We start from the raw sequence: 21,282 nt of genomic DNA, 5'->3' as shown, positions 1-21,282 counted from the left end.
CCGGGGAGACGGCTTGATTGATTTGAGTTGAGGTCCTGCATGGTCCGTCTGATCGCCGCGACGCTTGCCGCCCTGACCCTGGCCTCGACAGCTCAGGCTCAGGACGCGGCCCAAAGCGCGGCAAAAATCCCAACGCCGGCGGACACTTATCAGGACCTCTTCCATCAGGTTCAGACGCGGCGGATCTTTCCCGACGGCAAGACCTTCGTCGATGCGGTCCCGAGGCGCGCCCCAGCGAAGATCCTGGCCGATTATCGCGCCCATTCAAGGTTTAGCGACGCCGAGCTGAAGCGCTTCGTCAGCGCCAACTTCGTGGTTCCCGAGGCTGGCGCCGCGCCCAGGCCCAGCGCCGCGCGACCGCCGATCAAGGCCCATATCGCCGCCCTCTGGCCGCACCTGACCCGGCCGCCGGTCAAGCCCGTGGCGGGCGGCTCGGCCCTGGCCATGGACAAGCCTTTCGTCGTGCCCGGCGGGCGCTTCCGCGAGATCTACTACTGGGACAGCTACTTCACGATGCTGGGCCTGAAGGCCGACGGCCGCGACGATCTGGTCGAGAGCATGATCGATGATTTCGGAGCCCTGATAACGGCTTACGGACATATCCCCAACGGCGCGCGGACCTATTATCTGAGCCGCTCGCAGCCGCCGTTCTTCTTCGCCATGGTCGGGTTGTCCCGCGCCACGGACCCCAAGCTGATCAAGGCCCGCGTCGACCTGATGCGGCGCGAGCACGCCTTCTGGATGGAGGGCGAGAAGGACCTGAAGCCCGGCCAGGCGCACCGCCGCGTGGTCGCCGTCGCCAAGGGCGTCGTCCTCAACCGCTACTGGGATGATCGCGCGACGCCGCGCGACGAGTCCTACCGCGAGGACCTGGAGACCGCCCTCAAGAGCGGTCGTCCGCCGGCCGAGGTCTTCCGCGACCTGCGGGCCGGGGCCGAGAGCGGCTGGGACTATTCCTCGCGCTGGATGGCCGACGGCGCGAGCCTGTCGACGATCCAGACCACCGCGATCCTCCCCGTCGATCTCAACAGCCTGATGTTCGGTCTGGAGAAGGCGATCGCCAGGGGCTGCGCGAAGCTGGCAGACAAGGCCTGCGAAAAGGAATTCGACGACCGCGCCTTCGCCCGCGCCGAGGCGATCGATTTCTATCTGTGGGACGCCGCGAAGGGCGCCTTCCTCGACTATCAGTGGAAGACCGGCCAGCGCCTGGATCACCTGAGCGCGGCGACCGTCTATCCGCTGTTCGTCGGCGCGACGGACGCGCGCAAGGCCCACATCGTCGCCCAAAAGGCCTGGGACGAACTCCTGGCCCCCGGCGGCCTGCGCACCACCACCGTCCGCACCGGCCAGCAGTGGGACACGCCCAATGGCTGGGCGCCGTTGCAGTGGGTCGCGGCCTCGGGGCTGCGCCGCTACGGCGAGGACGCCTTGGCCGCCGAGATCGCCAAACGCTGGCTGGCCACGGTCGAGCGCGAATACCAGGCCAGCGGCAAGATGCTGGAGAAGTACGACGTCGAGGAGGCCAAGGCCGGCGGGGGCGGGGAGTATCCCACCCAGGACGGCTTCGGCTGGACCAACGGCGTGGCTCGCGCCTTGATGGAGCCCGCAAAGTAAAAGGCTCTCCCCCATCGCTGGGGAAGAGCCTGATTTAGCGCAGCGCTGTAAGCGCGCTTAGAACTCAAACCCGATCGTGCCGAACACCTGGCGCGGGGCGGACGAGTGGAACACCAGGATGCTGCCCGCCGCGTCGTCCGGGGCGAACACGCTGCTGTCGAAGTTGGCCGCGTGGCGCTCACCCGTCAGGTTGGTGACGTTCAGCGACGCCTTGGCGCCCTTCATGAAGCCGACCGGGTTGAACCGGTAGCTGACGCCCAGGTCGAAGGTCGTGTAGCCGCCGAAGCCCTGGTCGTTGGTGTAGGTGTAGTAGCGACGGCCGGTGTACTTGCCTTGCAGCGAGGCCGAGAAGCCGCCCTGCTTCAAGGTCAGCACGCTGGCCAGCATGGTCTTGGGCGTATCGACCTGCTGCTTTCCGGCCGTGGCCTTGATCACGCAGGTGGTCGTGCACCAGTTCAGGTCTTCGTCATAGGTCGACTTGTTGTACGAGGCCGAGTTGTACCAGTTCAGGAATGAGGTCGCCTTCCACAGCACCCCGATCTCGGCGCCCTTGCTGGTGACGCCACCGGCGTTGTGGAAGGAGTTGCCGCAACCGGGGTTCTGCTGCTGGTTGGTCGGGCAGGGGTTGTACTGCAGCAGGCGGTTCTCGAACTTCACGTCATAGGCCGCGATCGAGACCTGGAGATTGTCGCCCACATAGCGGTAGCCGGCGTCGAAGCTCTTGGAGGTCTCCGGCTTCAGGTACTGGCCCTGGGCGTCCCAGACGGCCTGCGACACCGATTGCGGGCCGAGTTTGAAGCCGCCCTGGAACATGGCCATGTTCTCGGCGTAGCTGGCGAAGACTTCATGGCCGGGTGCGATGCGGTAGCGCGCGCCGATTTCCGGCAGGAAGTTGTCCTTGGCGTACAGCGTGCCGCTGGCGAACTGGCTGGACGCCGTCACCGGGGCCTTGGCGACGCCGCGAAGCGCTTCCGCCGCGGACTTGGCGTGGGTGCTCTTGAAGCCGAAGTCGATGCTCAGGGCGTCGTCCAGCAGGGTCACCGTGTCCTGGATGTAGAACTGCTGGGTGGTCCAGCTGGTCTGCTGCACCCACTGGGCGGTGTCGGGCTGGCCCTTCAGGAACTTGGCCAGGCTGAATGGCCCCGTGACATTGGTCCAGATATAGCGCGCGGCGCTGCTGGTGTTGTCTTCCAGCCAGACGCCGGCCTGGATGTGGTTGAAGCCCAGAGTCCAGCCCAGGTTCGCCACCACGCCGGTGCGGTCGATGGTGTAGCGGGTGTCGCGGATCTGCACCGGAACGTCGTCGGCGGTCGAGGTCGTGCCCTGGTTCGACAGGCCCGCGATGAAGTTGTTGCCCGCGCCTTGGTCGGTGTGGCGATAGACCTGCACGTGGGCCGTGACGTTCTCGCGGACCTTGAAGTCGCCCGCCAGGTAGTAGAGCTCGTCATTGCGGAGGATCTGGCCGTTGGTGAAGGTCACGTCGGCCAGCTTCTCGGGCGCGGTCGAGGTGACGCACTTGGCGGCCAGCGACGCCACCGAGCAGGCGGCGCGGCTGACATAGGCGTCCCAGTTAGGCGCGTAGCCGGCCCAGTCCCAGCCCAGGCGGGTGACCATGTCCTTGGACAGGTAGGTGTCGTCGGCCTGGTTGGTCTGCGAGATGTCCGCGAAGGCCGTGATCACGTTGTCGCCGAAGCGGTACTGGGCCTTGCCGTTGAACTGCTTGCCGGTCGACTTGTTGTAGGCGCCCTGGTTCACGAACAGGTCCTGCTGGGCGTAGTGGCCCGACAGATAGGCCGAGAAGCCGCCGTGCTCGCCGGTGTCGAAGCGCACGAAGGTGCGGGCGGTGTCCTCGCTGCCCACCGTGCCGTTGATCGAGACGCCCATGTCCTTCTTGGGATCGCTGGACGTGTAGATCAGCGCGCCGCCCAGATTGCTGGTCGAGGGGATGGACAGGCCGGCGATGCCGGTGGCCAGATCGGCGCGGCCCAGGTTTTCCGAGATCAGCGCCCGGCTGATGGTCAGGCCGTTGTAGTTGTTGTAGGCGCCGTCGCCCAGCGGCATGCCGTCCAGCGAATAGCCCAGGTGGGTGGTGTTGAAGCCGCGAACCTGCAGCGACAGCGACTGCTCGTTGACGCCCAGGGCGTCGATCGACTGGGCGTTGACGCCCGGCAGGAAGTTCAGGGCCTTCTGGATGCTGGTCCCCGGGGGCAGGACCTCAAGGCTCGACGGCGTCAGGCTGGTGACCGAGCGGGTCTGGCCGCTACCGACGATGATGAGCGCGTCGATCTCGTTGGCGTCGGCGGCCGCGTCGGCGGCTTTCGGGGCGGGAGCGTCGGCGGCCAAAACCTCGGCGGCTTGCGCCTGGGCGGCGAACATCAGGCAGGCGGCGATAGCCACCGCGCTGGCGGATCGGAGCAGCATTTCGGATATCCCCCTGGATATCGAGCGCCGTGCGGATTCCCGTCTACGGCGCCGATTGTTGTTGAGCGTCGCGTCTATTCCACAGCTTGATGACAGTTCGGCTGCGTCTGTATGACGACCGTCGTCACAAAACCTATGCAGACCCTCCCTAAGAGCGCGCCAGGTTCAGAGAACACTCAGGATCTTTTCAGGAGCTCTCGATGTCGCGCCGTCGCCTTGTCGGAATCCTTGTGGGGTTCGCCGCCCTGGCCTTGGCGGCCAGCGCCTCCGCCCAGTCCCAGACCTATACGAGCGCGCACTGGGACAAGACTCCGGGTGACGTGACCGTCCAGTTCGGCGGCAAGACCTATGTCAATCACGGCCTGGTGGCGGTGGGCTGGCTGCCGGCGGCGACGCGCGACTTCAACGGCGAGAGCCTGGGCTCGTTCTCCAGCATGGCGCTGTCGAACTGGAAGAAGGCCGCCGACGGCTCCTACACCGGGACACTCCGCACCCTGCCGGACCGGGGTCCCAACAATGTCGGACCGTTCAAGAGCACCACCGACTACGCCAACCGCGTCCACGAGCACGCGATCAAGCTGGTTCCCGGCAAGGGCCTGACTCTCACCCCGACCGGCGGCTTCCTGCTGAAGGATCAGACCGGCCAGCCGTTCACCGGCATGGATCCGGGCGCGGGCGTCGTCGAGCGCGACGGCGTCCGTTATCCGTCGCCGGCCAGCGGCGAGGGGGCGGGGAAGCTCAGCCTGGACAGCGAGGCGATCGCCTACCTGCCGGACGGCAGCTTCTACGTCTCCGACGAATATGCGGCGGGCGTCTATCTGTTCGACAGGACCGGCAAGCTGACCGGCGCGATCCAGACCGTCCCGGCGCTGCTGCCGATCAAGAAGGGCCAGCTGAACTTCGGGGCCGAGAAGGCGCCCGAGCAGGGCCGCCGCAACAACCAGGGCCTTGAGGCCCTGAGCATCAGCCCCGACGGCAAGCGCCTGATCGCCGTGCTGCAGAGCGCCGCGATGCAGGATTCCTCGTCGAACAACGCCACCCGCAACAACACCCGCGTGCTGGTGTACGACATCAGCAAGACCCGGCTGCCCAAGGCCCCGATCGGCCACTACGCGCTGCAACTGCCGACCGTGCGCGAGAACGGCGACGGCCAGGCCGCCGACGTCACCGCCGCCCAGTCCGAGGCCGTGGCGCTCAGCGAGGACCGCCTGCTGCTCCTGGCGCGCGATGGCAACGGACGCGGCAAGGGCACGGCCAATGCGCCGGTCTACAAGAGCATCCTGCTGGTCGACCTCTCCGCCGCCACCAACCTGGCCGGCACGCCCTACGAGCAGGAGGGCAAGCCGATCGCCAAGGACGGGGTGCTGAACGCCGACATCAAGCCGGCCGCCCAGGCCGAGTTGGTCAATATCCTGAACCCCGTCCAGCTCGCCAAGTTCGGGATCAACCTGTCGGTCACGCCCTCGACCCCGACCAGCCTGCCGGAGAAGCTGGAGGCCATGGCCATCGGCTCGACCTTCGACAAGACGGGCGACGTCTTCCTGCTGGTCGGCTCGGACAACGACTTCGCCACGGCCAAGGGCCACGTCAACGGCCAGGACTTCGACGCCTCGCTGCACGGCGACACCGGGACCGGCGACAACGACAACCTGGTGCTGGTCTATAGGTTGAGCTTGCCGAAATGAGCCCGAGCCTCTAGGCGCGAGGCATGAGTATTTTGCGTGACGCCGACGACGGGACCGCCGTCGTGGTCTGCAACACCTGCCGCGTCTCGGAAGAGGACCGCGAGACGCCCGAAGGCCTGCGTGGCGGCGCGCTGCTGGCGGCCGCCCTGCGCGAGGCGGCGGCGGGGTCTGGCGTGGCGATCCAGGAAATGGCCTGCCTGTTCAACTGCGCCCAGCACTGCTCGATCCACCTGCGGGCCCCGGGCAAGATCGGCTACGTGCTGGGCCGCTTCGAACCGACGCCCGAGGCCGCGCGCGCCATTGTCGACTATGCCGTGGCCTATGCCGCCAGCGAAGAGGGCGTGGTCCCGTACCGCCAATGGCCCGAAGGCGTGAAGGGCCACTTCATCGTCCGGGTGCCGCCGGCGGGGAAGCTGGTGGGGGAGTAGAATCCCTCTCCTTTAGGGAGAGGGAGGGGCCCGCGCGTAGCGTGGGAGGGTGAGGGGTTACGAGGCTTGACGGCGTGCCGGCACTCCGTCGGACGCTGTAACCCCTCACCCCGACCCTCTCCCTATGGGAGAGGGAGCTCCTAGCGAACCGGCCGCCGGACCGCCCAGGTCAGCAGCGCCGCCGAGAGCAGCACGCTGCTCATCACCACCCCGAAGGTGACCAGGCCGGCGCGGGTGGCGCTGGCCTCGGCGCGGGCGTGGAAGGGGCCGGCCTTGGCGTCGGCGAGGGCCGACAGGTCTTCACGATCACGGTCGTCGGACATGTCGGTCTCCTCGCGGGTTGTTTCTAAGCGCGCGGCTCGGGCGGCGGCGGGGCGATGGGGGCGGCCGGCGCGGCGGGGGCGGGCGGCGGCGGTGGCGCCGGATCGGTGGGCACGGTCAGCGGGGCGACCGGCAGGCCGTCGGGACCGATCTCGCCTTCCAGCGGCAGGCCCAGGTCGTCCAGCGGATCCTCGACGACGGTCGGCGCGGCGCTGCGGCCGAGAGCCGACAGCATGAAGGCCTTCCAGATCTTGGCGGGCTCGCCGCCCCCGACCACGCCGTTCATCGAGCTGTTGTCGTCATTGCCGACCCAGACGCCCACGACGAGGTCGTCGACGTAACCGACGAACAGGGCGTCGTGATAGTCCTGGGTGGTGCCGGTCTTGCCGTAGGCGCCGTCGATGGCCGCTTCCAGGCCCGTGCCGCGATGGGTGGCCGAGCGCAGCAGGTCGCGCATGCCGGTCAGCACCTTCGGGTCATAGGCGGTGGTCTTGCCCTTCTGGAAGGTCTCCAAGGCGTGCGGCGTGATCGGATATTCGCCGGCCGCGATCGAGGCGTAGGCGGCGGTCAGGCGCGTCAGGCTCATCGAGCCGGTGCCGAGCGCCATGGTCAGGTCGTCGGGGATCTTCTCGGTGACGCCCAGCTGGCGGGCGACCTTGATCACCTTGGCCGGGCCGAGATCGTGGGCCAGGCGCACGGCCGCGACATTGGACGAGGCGGCGAAGGCGCTGATCAGCGGGATCTCGCGGTCGCGATATTTGCCCTCGTGGTTCTTGGGCGTGTAGCCGCTGACCTGCACCGGGGTGTCGAGGATCGGGCTGGTCGTGGTCATGCCCGACTGCAGGGCGGCCAGGTAGACGAACAGCTTGAACGACGAGCCCGGCTGGCGCGCGCCGTCGGCGCGGTTGAACTGGCTGGCGCCATAGTCGCGGCCGCCGACCATGGCCACGACGCGGCCGTCCTTGCGCATGGCCACCAGGGCGCCCTGGGTGATGTTCAGGACCTTGCCGTCGCGGGCGATGTAGTCGTTGAGGATCTTCTCGGCCTTCTCCTGAAGCTCGGGATCCAGGGTCGTCTTGACGATGGTTTCGCCATAGCGGGCGCCGATCGAGGCGCGGGCCTGGGGCAGGGCCCAGTCGGCGAAGTACGAGCCGGTCGGCAGCTTGTCGGGGTTCTCGACGGCCGAGACCTCGCCCACCGCGTCGGCCTGGGCCTGGGTGATGGTCTTGGTGTCGACCATGGCGCCCAGCACCACGCGCATCCGCTCGCGGGCGCCCTCGATATTGCTGGTCGGCGCCAAGCGGGACGGGGCCTTGACCAGGCCGGCGAGCATGGCGGCCTCACCGATCGACAGCTGCTCGGGCTGCTTGCCGAAATAGTGCCGGGCCGCGGCGCGCAGGCCAAAGGCGCCGTCGCCGAAATAGACCGACGACAGGTAGCGCGACAGGATCTGTTCCTTGGAGAGCCGGGCCTCCAGATAGACCGCGATCATCGCCTCCTGGGCCTTGCGACGCAGGTTGCGGTCGCTGCTCAGGAAGGCGTTCTTGGCCAGCTGCTGGGTGATGGTCGAGCCGCCTTCCGAGACGCCGCCGGCCTGGGCGTTCTTGCCGAGCGCGCGGGCGATGGCCTTCGGGTCGACGCCCATGTGGCTGTAGAAGCGGCGGTCCTCGATGGCGATGAAGGCGCCGGGCACATAGGCCGGCAGCTTGGCGACATCGATCGGGGCTTCCTTGTAGGAACCGCGCCGGGCGATCGGCGAGCCGTCCTCGGCGACCAGAACGATGGCGGAATTGGTCAGCGGCTCCAGGGCGCGGCTCAGCGGCAGCGACCAGAACAGCGAGGCGACCAGCACGACCGCCAGCACCACGGCGGCGGCCGCGCCGATCAACCAGGCGGGGCGCTTCCAGATCGGCGGCTTGGCGGCGGCGACCGGCTCGGCCGGCGAGAGGGCGGCTTCCGGGATCGCCTCGACAGCTTCCGGCAGCTCGGTCTCGGCCTCGGGGGCGGGGGCTTCCTCGGACAGGACGTCGGGCTCGGCCTCGAGGACCGGCTCGGGCGCTGGCTCTGCGGCCGCGACCTCTTCGACGATTTCCGGCGTCTCGACGACGGTCTCCACCGGCGGCTTGGGCGCGCGCGGCCTGCGCGGGCGAGGCGGCTTGGGCGCGACGGCCTCGGACGAACTCTCGGGCAGCACGGCCGCCGAGGTCATGGCGGCCTTGGCGCGCGGCTTCCGGGGCTTGCGCGGCTTCGGCGCCGGCGGGATGTCGTTGGGATCGGCGGGGTCGGACATGGGCGTGGCGCTCGCTTCGGGCCAGGCCCTCACTCGTCGAGCGCGCTCATTACCACACGGCCCCGGCAAGCCAAGCGCGTTGAAACCGAAGTTTCTTCTGCTTGGCCCTTGAACGGCGTTCTGTCGACCATAGATCACAACCCGTGAGGCTGATGCCTCTGCCCTTCCTGGGCGTTTCCTCCCTAACTCCTCAAGCCCGGCTTTCGCCGGGCTTTTTCTTTGCGGTCATGCGTGGCTAGATCAGTTCGTAGGCTGGCAGGGTCAGGAACTCTTCCAGGCTGTCGGACAGCACCATGCGCGTGAAGAGCTCGGCGGCCGCCTCCAGGCGCGGCGAGCCGAAGTCGCGGCGCAGGTCGGCCATCTCCTGGGTGAACAGACCGATGAACAGCTCCGAGGTCAGCACCCGGCCATCGTCCAGCGCCGCGCCCAGGCGGATCCATTGCCACAGCTGCGTGCGGCAGATCTCGGCGGTTGCCGCGTCCTCCATCAGGTTGTAGAGCGGCACGGCGCCTCGGCCTTCCAGCCAGGCCTGGGTGTAGCGGACGCCGACGCGGATGTTCTCGCGCACGCCGGCCTCGGTGCGGACCCCCTCGTGCAGCTCCAGCATCTGAGCGGCGGTGATCGAGACGTCCGCCAGCGACTTGTCGCGCTGGTTGGCGGCCGGCATCAGGCGGTCGAAGACCTCCATGGCCACCGGGACGAGGTCGGGGTGGGCGACCCAGGTGCCGTCGTGACCGGCGCCAGCCTCGCGCTCCTTGTCGGCCTTGACCTTGGCGAAGGCGGCCTGGTTGGCGGCGTCGTCGCCTTTGACAGGGATCTGGGCCGCCATGCCGCCCATGGCGAAGGCGCCCCGGCGGTGGCAGGTCTGGATCAGCTTCAGCGAATAGGCGCCCAGGAACGCCTTGCCCATGACCATGGCCGAACGGTCCGGGGTCAGGAACTCAGAGCGGCGGCCCAGGCGCTTGATGAACGAGAAGATGTAGTCCCAGCGGCCGCAGTTCAGGCCGACGATGTGGTCCTTCAGTTCGAACAGGATCTCGTCCATCTCGAAGGCGGCGGGGATGGTCTCGATCAGCACCGTGGCCTTGATCGTCCCGACCGGCAGGCCCAGGGCCTCCTGGGCGCGGACGAAGACGTCGTTCCAGAGGCGCGCTTCCTGGTGGCTCTCCAGCTTGGGCAGGTAGAAATAGGGACCCGAGCCTTGCGCTATGGCGGCCTTCGCATTGTGGAAGGCGTAGAGGCCGAAGTCGAACAGCGCTCCGGCCACGGCCTGGCCGTCGACCTCCAGATGGCGCTCCATCAGGTGCCAGCCGCGCGGGCGGATCTTCAGCACCGCCGGGGTCGGACCCATGGCGTAGGCCTTGCCGGACTTGGCGTCGACATGGGTCAGTTCGCCGGACCAGCGGTCCTTCAGATTGACCTGGCCCTCGACGACATTGGCCCAGGTCGGGGCGGTGGCGTCCTCGAAGTCGGCCATGAACACCTTGGCCCCGCAGTTTAGGGCGTTGATGATCATCTTGCGGTCGACGGGGCCGGTGATCTCGACGCGGCGGTCCAGCAGGTCGGCGGGGACGGGGGCGACGCTCCAGTCGGCGGCGCGGACGTTGGCGGTCTGCGCCAGGAAGTCGGGCAGTTCGCCGCCGTCGAAGCGCGCCTGCCGGGCCTGGCGGGCGGCCAACAGCTCGCGGCGGCGGGCGTCGAAGCGGCGGTGCAGGTCGGCCACGAAGGCCAGGGCCTCGGGGGTAAGCACTTCCGCGGCGCGCCCTTCAACGGGACCGGTGACCTGGATGTTGGCGGCGATGTCGAGCGGCATGGGAAGCTTTCCGTGGTCCGAAACCCGCCCGGAGTTTATCCTCGGGCCGACCTTTGGTCGGACCCGGGGGACTGGCTCAGGGTGAGGTTTCTACTGAGACGTTTCTGCGAGGTCTTACTGCAAGCGATGGAGCTGCGGCGCTGGCAATGGACCTCACCCTGAGCTTGTCGAAGGGCGAGGTCCACGCAAGGTCGTCGGACTCTCTCGTTTATCAGGCGCTCTTTTCGGCGCCCTTGTCACGGACGGTGGGGACGATCTGGTCGCCCCAGTTACCCGAGCCGTCGTGGTGGCGCGAGGCGCGAACCAGTTCGACCGAGTAGCCGGCCTCGATGGCGCGACGCACGGCCTCGTTGAGGCGGTGGGAGGCCTCGGCCACGCGGTCGACGGCGCGGTCCTTGGCGTCCGAGTTCGGCATGGCGGCGGGGGCGAATTGCGTCGTGGTCATGGCTTTGGCTCCTCGATCGATGGGGGGAAGGCGTTCGCGGCTATTCGGCCGCGAACTGGTTCATGGTGTTGGCGTGGCCGCCGGCCTTCAGGGCGCGCTCGCCGGCGACCATCTCCTTGAAGGTGTCGCCGAGATCGGAGCCGACCTCGTGCTGGTGCTTCACGGCCGAGACGCCGCGGCGGATCTCCTCGCGCTGCACCGTATTCACGTAGGCCTGCATCCGCTCCTCGCCGAAGTAGCCGCGCGACAGTTCGTCGACGCTCTTGGCCGTCAGGTGGAAGGTCGGCAGGGTGATCAGGTTGTGGAACACCCCGGCGCGGGCGGCGATGTCGACCTGGAAGCGGGCCAGGCGCTCGTCGGCCTCGCGGCCCAGGTCGGTGCCGTCATAGTCGGCCGACATCAGGACGTTGCCGTCCGGATAGCTGTCCTTGTGGATCTTGCCCTCGGCGATCCACTGGTCGCGCACCTGCTTGCGCAGATTGAGCGTCCAGTTGAACGACGGCGAGTTGTTATAGGTCAGCTTTGCGTTCGGCACGACCTTGCGGATCTCGTTCACCATCGAGGCGATCTCGTCGACATTGGGGGTGTCGGTCTCGATCCACAGCAGGTCGGCGCCGCCTTGGGTCAGGTTGGCGATGCAGTCCTCGATGACGCGCTGGCGGCCGGTGCCGTCCTGGAAGGCGAACAGACCGTTGGGCATGCGCACCGGCTTGACGAAGGCGCCGTCCTTCATGATCGCCAGCTCGCCGTCCTTCAGCGGGTTTTGCGGGGTGACGGGCTCGGTCTTTAGCCACTTGATGTAGTCGCTGGCCAGATCGCCCGGCTCCTGGCTGACCGGGATCTTCTGGGTCAGGCCCGCGCCCAGGCTGTCGGTGCGAGCGACGATGACGCCCTCGTCGACGCCCAGTTCCTCGAACGCCAGGCGGCAGGCGCGCAGCTTCTCGATGAAGTCCTCGCGCGGCACGGTGACCTTGCCGTCCTGGTGGCCGCACTGCTTGGCGTCCGAAACCTGGTTTTCGATCTGCAGGCAGCAGGCGCCGGCCTTGATCATCTCCTTGGCCAGCAGATAGGTCGCGTGCTCGTTGCCGAAGCCGGCGTCGATGTCGGCGATGATCGGCACCACGTGGGTCTCGAAGTTGTCAATGGCCTTGATCGCGGCCTGTTCGGCGACCTGGTCGCCGGCCTTGCGGGCGGCGGTCAGGGTCTTGAAGAGGTCGTTGATGGCGACTTCATCGGCCTGGCGCAGCGAGACATAGATCTCCTGGATCAGGTCGACGACCGAGGTCTTCTCGTGCATCGACTGGTCGGGCAGGTGGCCGAAGCGATTGCGCAGGCCAGCGACCATCCAGCCCGACAGATAGACATAGGCGCCCTTGGTCGTGCCGCGCAGGCGCTTGACCGACTTGATCATCTGCTGGGCGTGGAAGCCCGACCAGCAGCCCAGCGACTGGGTGAACTTGCTGCTGTCACGATCATACTCGGCCATGTCGGCGCGCATCACCGGGGCCATGGCGCGGGCGATGTCCAGGTGGGTGGGGAAGGTGTTCTGCAGCTTCAGCTGGATGATGTCGTCGATGCCGACGCCGCCCGGCAGGACGCCGTCGGGATAGCGCGCCAGCAGGGCGTCGCGGTGTTCGGCATAGGTCTTGCGCTGCGTCATGGTCGTTCGATCCCACTACGGGGCCCGGGCTGGTAAGCCTTGCGGGCCAAGGAAAACTCGTCCTGGTGAGCTAACGCTGCGCTGCGGGATCGGTCGAACCTATTGAAGGCAATTTGTCAAAGAATGACTTTGTAAAATCTGTAAAGTCGTGACAAGTTGACCGAATGGCCACGCTCGACAAAAAGCCCCTCGACAAGAAGCAAAACGACAAGAAGCTGTTCCTCGGGGGACGGCTGAAGCGGCTGCGGCGCGACCTGGGGGTGACCCAGGCGCGGATGGCCGAGGAGCTGGGCGTCTCGGCCAGCTACCTGAACCTGCTGGAGCGCAACCAGCGGCCGGTGACCGCGCAGCTCCTGCTGCGGCTGGCCGACGCCTATGACCTGGACCTGCGCAGCCTGTCGGCCGACGATCCAGGCGGCGGGGCAGGGCTGGAAGAGGTTCTGGCCGACAAGATGTTCGCCGATCTGGGTGTCTCGCGCCACGAGGCGGCCGAGGTGGCCGAGCTGTCGCCGGGCCTGGCCGAGGCCATGGCGCGGCTCTATCGCGCCTATCTGGATCGCGGCCGGATGATCGACCTGGGCGCCTTCGAGCGTCCGGATGGGACGGGGCCGGCGTCCGAGCAGTCATCGCCGACGGACTGGGTCCGCGACCTGGTCGGCGCCCAGCGCAACCACTTCGCCGAGCTGGAGACCCTGGCCGAGAAGATCGTCGCCCAGCTGAAGGCCGATCCGCAGGACCTGGCCCCAGCGGTCCGCGAGCGGCTGCAGAGCAAGTTCGGCATCCAGACCCGGATCATGCCGGTCGAGGTGATGACCGGCTCGCTGCGCCGCTACGACCATCACCGCAAGCGGCTGATGCTGTCGGAGACCCTGGCCCACGCCAGCCGCACCTTCGGCATGTGCTACCAGCTGGGGCTGATGGAGGGCGGCGAGGTGCTGTCGGACCTGACCGACCGCTTCAAGGCCCCCGACCGCGCCACGCGGCAGCTCTTGAAGGTGTTCCTCGACAGCTATCTGGCCGCCGCGATCATGATGCCCTACGAGCCGTTCCTGGCGGCCATGGAGTCCAGCGGCTACGACATCGAGCGGGTGCGGCCACGCTTCGGCATCAGCTATGAGCAGGCCGCTCAGCGCCTGACGACGCTGGGGCGCTCGGGCTCGCGCGGGGTGCCGTTCTTCATGATGCGGCTGGACGCGGCGGGGAACATCTCCAAGCGCTTCGCGGCCGGACCCTTCCCGTTCTCGCGCTTCGGCGGGGCCTGCCCGCGCTGGAACGTCCACGACAGCTTCAAGACCCCGGGCCGCATCGTCACCCAGGTGATCGAGACGCCGGACGCCGCGCGCTATTTCACCCTGTCGCGCACGGTGCGGCGGACCTCGGGCCTACAGGCGGGGCTTGAGGACGAACTGGTCGTCGGCCTGGGCTGCGAGCTGAAATACGCGTCCAAGCTGGTCCATGCGCGGGGCCTGGACATGGCCGCGCCGATCGCCGTCGAGATCGGCCCCTCGTGCCGGATCTGCGAGCGCCCGGCTTGTCCGCAGCGGGCGGCGGCGCCGATCAACCGCACCCTGCTGGTCGAGGAGACCAGCAAGTCGCTATCGCCGTTCCCGTTTGCTCGCTAGCAGGCCGATCGCTAGACCTGAACCCAAAGCCGTCTTGCGTATTGATAGGCGGCGCGACCGGCCCTCGGTCGCCCAATTTCAGGATGACTATGCGTTTTGACGTCGAAGCCTCGCTGACCTACGACTTCGCGACCCCGTGCGAGGTGCTGCTGCTGGTCGAAGCCGCCCACGGACCCGACCAGGTAGTGGGGCTGGAGGCCCTGACCTTCTGGCCCAATGTCGAGGCCGTGCGGGTCGATGACCCGGTGACCTTCGAGCGGCGCACGGTGTTCACCGCCTCGGGAACCGTCAACGCGCTCTACCGCGCCCAGGTCGAGATCATGCGCCGCGACCACGACCTGGCCGACGCCCCGACCATGGCCATCCGCGACCTGCCCAGCGAGGTGCTGCCGTTCCTGCGCGCCAGTCGCTACAGCCCGTCCGATCGCCTCGAGCTGTTCGTCGAGCGCGAGTTCGGCCAGCTGAAGGGCGGGGCCAAGGTCCAGGCGATGCTGGACTGGATCGGCGAGCACATCGAATATCTGGGCGGGGTCAGCAATTCGGGGACCACGGCGATCGACACGTTGGTCGACCGGGCCGGCGTCTGCCGCGACTTCACCCACCTGATCATCGGCATGTGCCGCGCCGCCGACATCCCGGCCAGGGCCGTCAGCGCCTATGCCTGGAAGCTGGATCCGCCGGACCTGCACGCCATCGCCGAGGTCTATCTGGGCGGCCGCTGGCGGTTGGTCGACGCGACGGGCAAGGCGCCGATCGAGGGGCTGGTGCGGGTCGCCACCGGCCGCGATGCCGCCGACATCGCCTTCATGACCATCTTCGGCCGGGCGACCTTGATCGAGCAGAGCTTCTCGATCCGCGAGGCGGTCTGACGCCTTAAGCCTCGACCGCCACCGGCACGCGCACCGTGAACGTGCTGCCCTGGTCCTGGCCGGCGCTTTCGACGCCCAGCGTGCCGCCGTGGAGGGCCACCAGCTGCTTGGCCAGGGCCAGGCCGATGCCGAGGCCGCCCTGGGCCTTGGTCAGGTGTTCGTCGACCTGGGCGAAGATCTCGAAGATCCGCGACTGCATCTGCGGCGGAATGCCGACGCCGGTGTCGCTGACGCGGATCTCGGCCATGGCCCCCTCGGCGACGGCGCTCAGCGTCACCGTCCCGCCGTCGGGGGTGTATTTGGCGGCGTTGTTCAGCAGGTTGGACACCACCTGGGACAGGCGGGTGTGGTCGGCGTCCAGCCAGATCGGCTCGTCAGGCATCCGCGCGATGAACTGGTGCTTGCCGGCGTCCAGATTGTGCTGGCTGGCCTCGATGGCCGACCGCAGCACTTCGCTCAGCTCGATCCGCGCCTTGCGCAGCGAGATCTTGCCCTGGCTCACCCGCGACACGTCCAGCAGGTCGTCGACCAGGTGCGAAAGATGGGTCAGCATCCGGTCCATGCGGGTGCGGATGTCTGCGGCGCGCTCGGGCGCTATGTCCTTGCTCAGGAGGTGCAGCCCGCCGCTGAGCGCCGCGACCGGGTTGCGCAACTCGTGGGCCAGGACGGCCAGGAAGCTGTCCTTGTGGCGGTCGGCGCGCCGCAGGGCCTGGGCGGCCAGTTCCAGTTCGTCGCGCTGAGCCTCGATCTGCTGGCGCTGACGATAGAGGTCGAAGAACACCGCCGCCTTGCTGCGCAGGATGTCGGCCTCGATCGGCTTCTGGATGAAGTCGACGGCGCCGGCCTCGTAGCCGCGGAAGCGGCGGGTGGCGTCGGCCACGCCGGCGGTGACGAAGATGATTGGCACGTGGCTGGTGCGGGCGGCGCCGCGCATGAACTCGGCCAGTTCGAAGCCGTTCATGTCCGGCATCTGCACGTCGAGCAGGGCCAGGGCCACGTCGTGCACCAGCAGCAGCTCCAGCGCCTGCTCGCCCGAACGCGCCTTCAGGCACGTCAGGCCGTCGCGCTGCAGCAGGGCCTCCAGCGCCAGCAGGTTCTCTTCCAGGTCATCGACCAGCAGAAAGTTGATTGGTTTGTCCGCCGTCATCGTGCGGTCCCCAGACTCGACAGGTAGGATAGGATTTGGTCGTGGCTCATGATCGTCGCCGAGGGCGAAGTCTCCAGCGCCGCGTTCGGCATGGCCGAGGCGTAGGCCCCGTCCGGGTTCTCGACGATCGCCACGCCGCCGACGTCGACCACGGCCTTGAGGCCGGCGGCCCCGTCGTGATTGGCGCCCGTCAGGATGACGCCGACCAGGGCGTCGCCATAGAAGTCGGCCGCGCTCTCGAACAGCACGTCGATCGACGGACGGGAATAGTTCACGGGTTCGTCGGTCGACAAGGCCAGGCCGCCGTCGGTCTCGACCAGCATATGATAGTCCGACGGCGCGAAATAGATCACGCCCTTCTCGACCGGCTCTTTATCCTCGGCTTCCTTTACCGTGATCCGGCACTTGGACTGGAACAGCGGCACCAGCACGTTCGAGCGGTCGGGCGGCACATGCACGACCACCAGCACGGGCAGGGCGAAACTGGCGGGCAGGGCCGGCAGTATGGCCAGCAACGCCTGCACCGCGCCCGCCGAGGCCCCGATCGCGACGGCCTGGATCGGCGTCCCGGTCATGGTTCGCGCCTCTGGTAGATCTTCTCGCCCGGCACGAACTCGGTGAAAGCGCCCGCGTGGCTGGAGAAGCGCAGGCTCTCCTTCGAGCCCAGGCCGAGGAACCCCTTGCGGGCCAGGGAGTCGTGGAACAGGCCGATGGCGCGGTCCTGCAGCGGGCGATCGAAATAGATCATCACATTGCGGCACGAGATCAGATGCATCTCGGCGAACACCGCGTCGGTGACCAGGCTGTGGTCGGAGAACACCACCCGGTCGCGCAGGCTCTTGTCGAAGACCGCCCGACCATAGGCGGCGGTGTAGTAGTCCGACAGCGAGGACTTGCCGCCGGACTTCTGGTGGTTCTCGGTGAACTTGCGGATGCGGTCGATCGCGTAGATCCCGGCCTCCGCCGCAGCCAGGGCCTCGGGATTGATGTCGGTCGCGTAGAAGATCGTCCGGTCGTAGAGGCCTTCCTCCTTGAAGAGGATGGCCAGCGAATAGACTTCCTCGCCCGTGCTGCTGCCCGCGATCCAGACCTTCAGCGAGGGGTACGTCCGCAGGTGCGGCAGCACTTTCTCGCGCAGAGCCTTGAAGTAGGTGGGGTCGCGGAACATCTCGCTGACCTGGACCGTCAGGAAGTCCAGCAGGCGGGGCAGGGCCGAGGCGTCATGCAGGACGCGATCCTGCATGGCCGAGATGGTGGGATAGCCCAGCTGCTGGCGCGCCTGGATCAGGCGACGCTTGATCGACGCCCGCGCATAGTGGCGAAAGTCGTAGTGGTAGCGCTGGAACAGCGCCTCCAGCAGCAGCTGGATCTCGAGGTCTTCGATCGCGTCGGACACCGGCTACCTCGGCATCCAGACCCGGACGAGCGACAGCAGCTTGTCCACGTCGATCGGCTTGGCCATGTAGTCGCTGGCGCCGGCGGCGATGCAGCGCGCCTGGTCGTCGGGCATGGCCTTGGCGGTCAGCATCAGGATCGGCAGCTTGGCCCAGCGCGGGTCCTCGCGGATCTCGCGGGTCGCGGTCAGGCCATCCTTCACCGGCATCATCACGTCCATCAGCACGAGGTCGATGGCGTTGGCCGGGTCGCCCTCGGCTGAGCGCGCCAGGGCCTCGATGGCTTCCTGGCCATTGCGGGCGATCTCGACGACGGTCCCGCGGGGCTCCAGCACATTGGTCAGCGAATAGACGTTGCGGATATCGTCCTCGACGATCAGCACCCGGCGGCCTTCCAGCACGGCGTCGCGGTTGCGGGCCTTCTGGATCATCTTCTGCTGTTCGGGCGGCAGCTCCGACACCACCTGGTGCAGGAACAGCGAGACCTCGTCCAGCAGGCGCTCTGGCGACTTGGCGCCCTTGATGATGATCGAGCTGGAATAACGGCGCAGGCGCTGCTCGTCGTCGGCCGACAGGTCGTGGCCGGTATAGACGATGACCGGCGGGAAGGCGTGATCGCCGTCCTGGCTCAGCGTCTCCAGCAGGCTGAAGCCCGAGGCGTCCGGCAGCGACAGGTCCAGCACCATGCAGTCGAAGGTCTGGGTCTGGAGAGCTTCCAGGCACTCGGCGGCGGTGCCGACGCCGACGGTCTCGACATCGCCCGAGGACAGCAGCTTGCCGACCGCGTCGCGCTGCACGTCGTCGTCCTCCACGATCAGCACGCGGCGCACCGTGCTGGCCAGCTTGGATTGCAGGTTGGTCAGCACCTGGGCCAGGTCGTCGCGCTTGACGGGCTTGACCATGTAGCCGATCGCGCCCAGCGACAGGGCGGTCTGGCTGTGGTCGGCGCCCGAAATGACGTGGATCGGGATGTGCCGCGTGGCGTCGTCGCGCTTGAGGCGGTCCAGCACCATCAGGCCGGACTCGTCGGGCAGGCCGACGTCCAGCACCACGGCGCTGGGCTTGAAATGGCGGGCCAGTTTCAGGGCGTCCTCGGCGGTCCCGGCGACCAGGCACTGGAAGCCCAGTTCACGCGACAGGTCGCGGACGATGCCGGCGAACTTGTCGTCGTCCTCGATGACCAGCAGCACGCGGCGGCCATTGGCCAGGTGGTCGCGGTCGTCCTCGATCGTGCGGGTGATCGGCGCGGCGGGGCGAGCGCGGATCGGCGCGCTGGCCGGCGCGGGCGCGGGCGCGAGGGCCGCGGACGGCTCGGGACGCGGAGCCACCCGGCCCGGATCATAGGTGTGGGGGATGGTGACGGTGAAGGTGCTGCCGACGCCCGGCGTACTGTCCAGCGCGATCTTGCCGCCCAGCAGGCGCGACAGCTCTCGGCTGATCGACAGGCCCAGGCCCGTGCCGCCGTACTTGCGGCTGATGGTGCCGTCGGCCTGGCGGAAGGCCTCGAAGATGCTGTCCCTCTGCTCGGGCGCGATGCCGATGCCGGTGTCGGTGACCGCGAAGGCGATCTGGTCGTCGCCGACCGTGGTGACGTTCAGCGTCACGTCGCCAGCCTGAGTGAACTTGAAGGCGTTCGATAGCAGGTTCTTGAGCACCTGCTCCAGGCGCTGGCGATCTGTTTCCAGCTGGGTGGGAACGTCGTCGGCGATCTTGATGTGGAAGCCCAGCTTCCGCTCGTCGGCGACGGGCTGGAACACCGACCTCAGGTCGCCGGTCAGCCGCTGAAGCGGCAGGCTTTCGGGGCGCACCTCGATATGGCCGGCCTCGATCTTCGACAGGTCGAGGATGTCGTTGATCAGGGTCAGCAGGTCGTTGCCCGACGACTCGATCGTCTGGGCGAACTTGATCTGCTCGGCCGAGAGGTTGCCGGTCGGGTTGTCGCCCAGCAGCTTCGACAGGATCAGCAGCGAGTTGAGCGGCGTGCGCAGCTCGTGGGACATGTTGGCCAGGAAGTCGGACTTGTACTGGCTGGCCTGGGCCAGTTCGCGGGCTTTCAGCTGGACGGCCGCGCCGGTGCGCTCCAGCTCGTCGCGCTGGTTTTCCAGGGTCTGGGCCTGTTCCTCCAGTTGGCTGTTGGTCTGCTCCAGCTCGGCCTGCTGCTGCTCGAGGCGGGTCTGCGACTCCTTCAGGGCGCGGCCCTGTTCCTCCAGCTCCTCGTTGGAGACGCGCAGCTCCTCGCTCTGGACCTGCAGCTCTTCGGCTTGGCGCTGGGTTTCCTCCAGGACGTTCTGCAGCTGCGTGCGGTAGCGTGCCGAGCGCAGCGAGACCCCGATCGAGGTCGAGGCCTGGTCCAGCAGTTCCAGAACCTTGTCATCGACCGCGTGCAGGAAGCCCAGCTCGATGACGGCGTTGACGATGTCGTCGGCATAGGTGGGCACAAGCACCAGATGCTTGGGCTTGTCGTGGCCGAGGGCCGAGCCGATGGTCAGGTAGCCGTCGGGCACATCGCGGACGATGGTCGACGCGCCCTCGGCGGCCACCTTGCCCAGCAGGCCCTCCTTGAGATCGAAGCGCAGCGGCGTGTCGGCGTCGGCCGGAATGCCCAGGGCCGCGGCGCGGTAGAAGCGACCGTTCTCGCCCTTGAACAGCGCGCCGGCCTGGAAGCCGAGATATTGCGAGAGGAAGCGCAGGATGGCGTCGCCCAGCTCCTCGACCGTCTTGTCGCCCATCATCGCTTCCGAGAGGCCGACCTGGCCGGCCTGCAGCCATTGCTGGCGGGCGCGGGCCTGGCTGCTGCGGCGGATCAGGGCGAAGACGGCGAAGGTCAGAGCCGCGCCCAACACGGCCGACAGGACGCTGCTGACCGTGGCGGTGCTGTGGGCGACGGCCATCTCGGCCAGCCGGATATCGCGCAGGCGGTTTTCCTCGGCGCGCATGACGTTGATCTGCTGGCGGATGGCGTCCATCTCGACCTTGCCACGGTCGGTGGTGACGACGGCGAGCGCGGCGGCCGCGCTCTGTGTCCGTCGCAGGGCCACGGTTTCAGCAAGCTCCGCCAGCTTGGCGTCGAGGTGGCGCTTGAGCTGGACGTGGTTGGCCTGCTGAACAGGATTGTCCGTGGTCAGCGAGCCCAGCGCCTCGGTGCGCGTGGCGACGTCGGTCACCGCCCGCTGATAGGGTTCCAGATAGCGGTCGTTGCCCGTCAATAGGTAACCGCGCTGACCGGTCTCGGCGTCCTGGGTGGTGGACAGCAGGTCGTCCAGCGCGATCAGCACCTCATGGGTGTGCCAGATCTTCTCGCTGTTGGTCCGCAGCATCTGGATGTTGCGATAGGCGATCGTGCCGCTGATCAGGAAGAAGGCCAGGGCCAAAGCCATGCCAAGCGCGGACCACAGCTCCGTTCTCGTGCTGGGCGCGGAGATTTTGCGCGGTTCGATCAGGGACATGCGGTTCTCGACGTCGGAAAGGTTCGGCAGGGTCCGCCCAAGGGGACGAAGGATGCGGGGATCGGCGGGCTCAGGGGGGTCAGCAGGCGCGGGGGACGGGCAGGGGCGGTGCTGCGTCGTCGAGCCG

General features: G+C 67.8%; 15 protein-coding genes and 1 pseudogene. 5 read left to right on the top strand and 11 right to left on the bottom strand.

From position 1 onward, the window contains the following. Positions 1-39 precede the first annotated feature (39 nt). Positions 40-1,614, top strand: coding sequence for an alpha,alpha-trehalase TreF (gene treF, locus CSW62_RS15755; RefSeq protein WP_099579383.1), 1,575 nt, complete (start codon positions 40-42; stop codon positions 1,612-1,614). 57 nt (positions 1,615-1,671) lie between these two features. Here treF and CSW62_RS15750 read toward each other — a convergent pair whose 3' ends face one another. After that, on the bottom strand, positions 1,672-4,035 hold the full coding sequence (locus CSW62_RS15750) for a TonB-dependent receptor (RefSeq protein ID WP_099579381.1): 2,364 nt from the start codon (positions 4,033-4,035) through the stop codon (positions 1,672-1,674). A gap of 200 nt (positions 4,036-4,235) precedes the next feature. Between CSW62_RS15750 and CSW62_RS15745 the strand changes: the two genes are divergently transcribed. After that, on the top strand, positions 4,236-5,720 hold the full coding sequence (locus CSW62_RS15745) for an esterase-like activity of phytase family protein (protein ID WP_099579379.1): 1,485 nt from the start codon (positions 4,236-4,238) through the stop codon (positions 5,718-5,720). Between the two features lie 23 nt (positions 5,721-5,743). After that, positions 5,744-6,148: a DUF1636 domain-containing protein gene (locus CSW62_RS15740; RefSeq protein WP_099579377.1), complete on the top strand. Its 405-nt coding sequence runs from the start codon at positions 5,744-5,746 to the stop codon at positions 6,146-6,148. 15 nt (positions 6,149-6,163) lie between these two features. Here the strand turns inward: CSW62_RS15740 and CSW62_RS27000 are convergent. The 6 genes and pseudogenes from CSW62_RS27000 to CSW62_RS15715 form a co-directional block, all read right to left on the bottom strand. After that, positions 6,164-6,284, bottom strand: a pseudogene (locus CSW62_RS27000) (hypothetical protein); the annotation flags it as partial. Between the two features lie 4 nt (positions 6,285-6,288). Further along, on the bottom strand, positions 6,289-6,471 hold the full coding sequence (locus tag CSW62_RS26430; protein WP_158235452.1) for a hypothetical protein: 183 nt from the start codon (positions 6,469-6,471) through the stop codon (positions 6,289-6,291). A 23-nt stretch (positions 6,472-6,494) separates the two neighbouring features. Beyond that, a complete protein-coding gene (locus tag CSW62_RS15730; protein ID WP_099579375.1) occupies positions 6,495-8,759 on the bottom strand; it encodes a transglycosylase domain-containing protein in 2,265 nt (754 codons plus the stop codon). A gap of 235 nt (positions 8,760-8,994) precedes the next feature. Then, on the bottom strand, positions 8,995-10,572 hold the full coding sequence (aceB, locus tag CSW62_RS15725) for a malate synthase A (protein ID WP_099579373.1): 1,578 nt from the start codon (positions 10,570-10,572) through the stop codon (positions 8,995-8,997). A gap of 211 nt (positions 10,573-10,783) precedes the next feature. Then, positions 10,784-11,017 (bottom strand): hypothetical protein, encoded by a 234-nt coding sequence (locus CSW62_RS15720; protein ID WP_099579371.1) that lies wholly within the window; start codon positions 11,015-11,017, stop codon positions 10,784-10,786. A 40-nt stretch (positions 11,018-11,057) separates the two neighbouring features. After that, positions 11,058-12,677, bottom strand: coding sequence for an isocitrate lyase (locus CSW62_RS15715; protein WP_099579370.1), 1,620 nt, complete (start codon positions 12,675-12,677; stop codon positions 11,058-11,060). A 164-nt stretch (positions 12,678-12,841) separates the two neighbouring features. Here CSW62_RS15715 and CSW62_RS15710 point away from each other — a divergent pair, with 164 nt between their 5' ends. Both CSW62_RS15710 and CSW62_RS15705 read left to right on the top strand, forming a co-directional pair. Further along, on the top strand, positions 12,842-14,299 hold the full coding sequence (locus tag CSW62_RS15710; RefSeq protein ID WP_099579369.1) for a short-chain fatty acyl-CoA regulator family protein: 1,458 nt from the start codon (positions 12,842-12,844) through the stop codon (positions 14,297-14,299). 89 nt (positions 14,300-14,388) lie between these two features. After that, positions 14,389-15,168 (top strand): transglutaminase family protein, encoded by a 780-nt coding sequence (locus CSW62_RS15705; RefSeq protein WP_099579367.1) that lies wholly within the window; start codon positions 14,389-14,391, stop codon positions 15,166-15,168. 4 nt (positions 15,169-15,172) lie between these two features. On the opposite strand, the gene CSW62_RS15700 is transcribed toward CSW62_RS15705, so the two are convergent. Genes CSW62_RS15700 through CSW62_RS15685 form a run of 4 tightly spaced genes read right to left on the bottom strand, consistent with a single transcriptional unit; the run spans position 15,173 to position 21,155 of the window. Continuing rightward, positions 15,173-16,315 (bottom strand): hybrid sensor histidine kinase/response regulator, encoded by a 1,143-nt coding sequence (locus CSW62_RS15700; protein ID WP_099579365.1) that lies wholly within the window; start codon positions 16,313-16,315, stop codon positions 15,173-15,175. After that, positions 16,312-16,890, bottom strand: a complete 579-nt coding sequence (locus CSW62_RS15695) for a chemotaxis protein CheB (protein ID WP_099579363.1) — start codon at positions 16,888-16,890, stop codon at positions 16,312-16,314. Before CSW62_RS15695 ends, CSW62_RS15700 begins: the two co-directional genes overlap by 4 nt. Further along, positions 16,887-17,711 (bottom strand): protein-glutamate O-methyltransferase CheR, encoded by an 825-nt coding sequence (locus CSW62_RS15690; RefSeq protein WP_099579361.1) that lies wholly within the window; start codon positions 17,709-17,711, stop codon positions 16,887-16,889. Before CSW62_RS15690 ends, CSW62_RS15695 begins: the two co-directional genes overlap by 4 nt. 3 nt (positions 17,712-17,714) lie before the next feature. After that, entirely contained in the window at positions 17,715-21,155 is a 3,441-nt protein-coding gene (locus CSW62_RS15685; protein ID WP_099579359.1) for a response regulator, read from the bottom strand. Between the last annotated feature and the right edge of the window lie 127 nt (positions 21,156-21,282).

This window comes from Caulobacter sp. FWC2, assembly GCF_002742625.1.
GTDB lineage: Bacteria > Pseudomonadota > Alphaproteobacteria > Caulobacterales > Caulobacteraceae > Caulobacter.
Note: the sequence above shows the minus strand (reverse complement) of the source record. Positions and strands in the feature narration are given on the sequence as shown.

Bases quoted from the DNA above. Each gene is read 5' to 3' on its own strand.
- treF (WP_099579383.1), top strand. From the start codon at position 40: ATGGTCCGTCTGATCGCCGCGACGCTTGCCGCCCTGACCCTGGCCTCG.
- CSW62_RS15750 (WP_099579381.1), bottom strand. From the start codon at position 4,035: ATGCTGCTCCGATCCGCCAGCGCGGTGGCTATCGCCGCCTGCCTGATG.
- CSW62_RS15745 (WP_099579379.1), top strand. From the start codon at position 4,236: ATGTCGCGCCGTCGCCTTGTCGGAATCCTTGTGGGGTTCGCCGCCCTG.
- CSW62_RS15740 (WP_099579377.1), top strand. From the start codon at position 5,744: ATGAGTATTTTGCGTGACGCCGACGACGGGACCGCCGTCGTGGTCTGC.
- CSW62_RS26430 (WP_158235452.1), bottom strand. From the start codon at position 6,471: ATGTCCGACGACCGTGATCGTGAAGACCTGTCGGCCCTCGCCGACGCC.
- CSW62_RS15730 (WP_099579375.1), bottom strand. From the start codon at position 8,759: ATGTCCGACCCCGCCGATCCCAACGACATCCCGCCGGCGCCGAAGCCG.
- aceB (WP_099579373.1), bottom strand. From the start codon at position 10,572: ATGCCGCTCGACATCGCCGCCAACATCCAGGTCACCGGTCCCGTTGAA.
- CSW62_RS15720 (WP_099579371.1), bottom strand. From the start codon at position 11,017: ATGACCACGACGCAATTCGCCCCCGCCGCCATGCCGAACTCGGACGCC.
- CSW62_RS15715 (WP_099579370.1), bottom strand. From the start codon at position 12,677: ATGACGCAGCGCAAGACCTATGCCGAACACCGCGACGCCCTGCTGGCG.
- CSW62_RS15710 (WP_099579369.1), top strand. From the start codon at position 12,842: ATGGCCACGCTCGACAAAAAGCCCCTCGACAAGAAGCAAAACGACAAG.
- CSW62_RS15705 (WP_099579367.1), top strand. From the start codon at position 14,389: ATGCGTTTTGACGTCGAAGCCTCGCTGACCTACGACTTCGCGACCCCG.
- CSW62_RS15700 (WP_099579365.1), bottom strand. From the start codon at position 16,315: ATGACGGCGGACAAACCAATCAACTTTCTGCTGGTCGATGACCTGGAA.
- CSW62_RS15695 (WP_099579363.1), bottom strand. From the start codon at position 16,890: ATGACCGGGACGCCGATCCAGGCCGTCGCGATCGGGGCCTCGGCGGGC.
- CSW62_RS15685 (WP_099579359.1), bottom strand. From the start codon at position 21,155: ATGTCCCTGATCGAACCGCGCAAAATCTCCGCGCCCAGCACGAGAACG.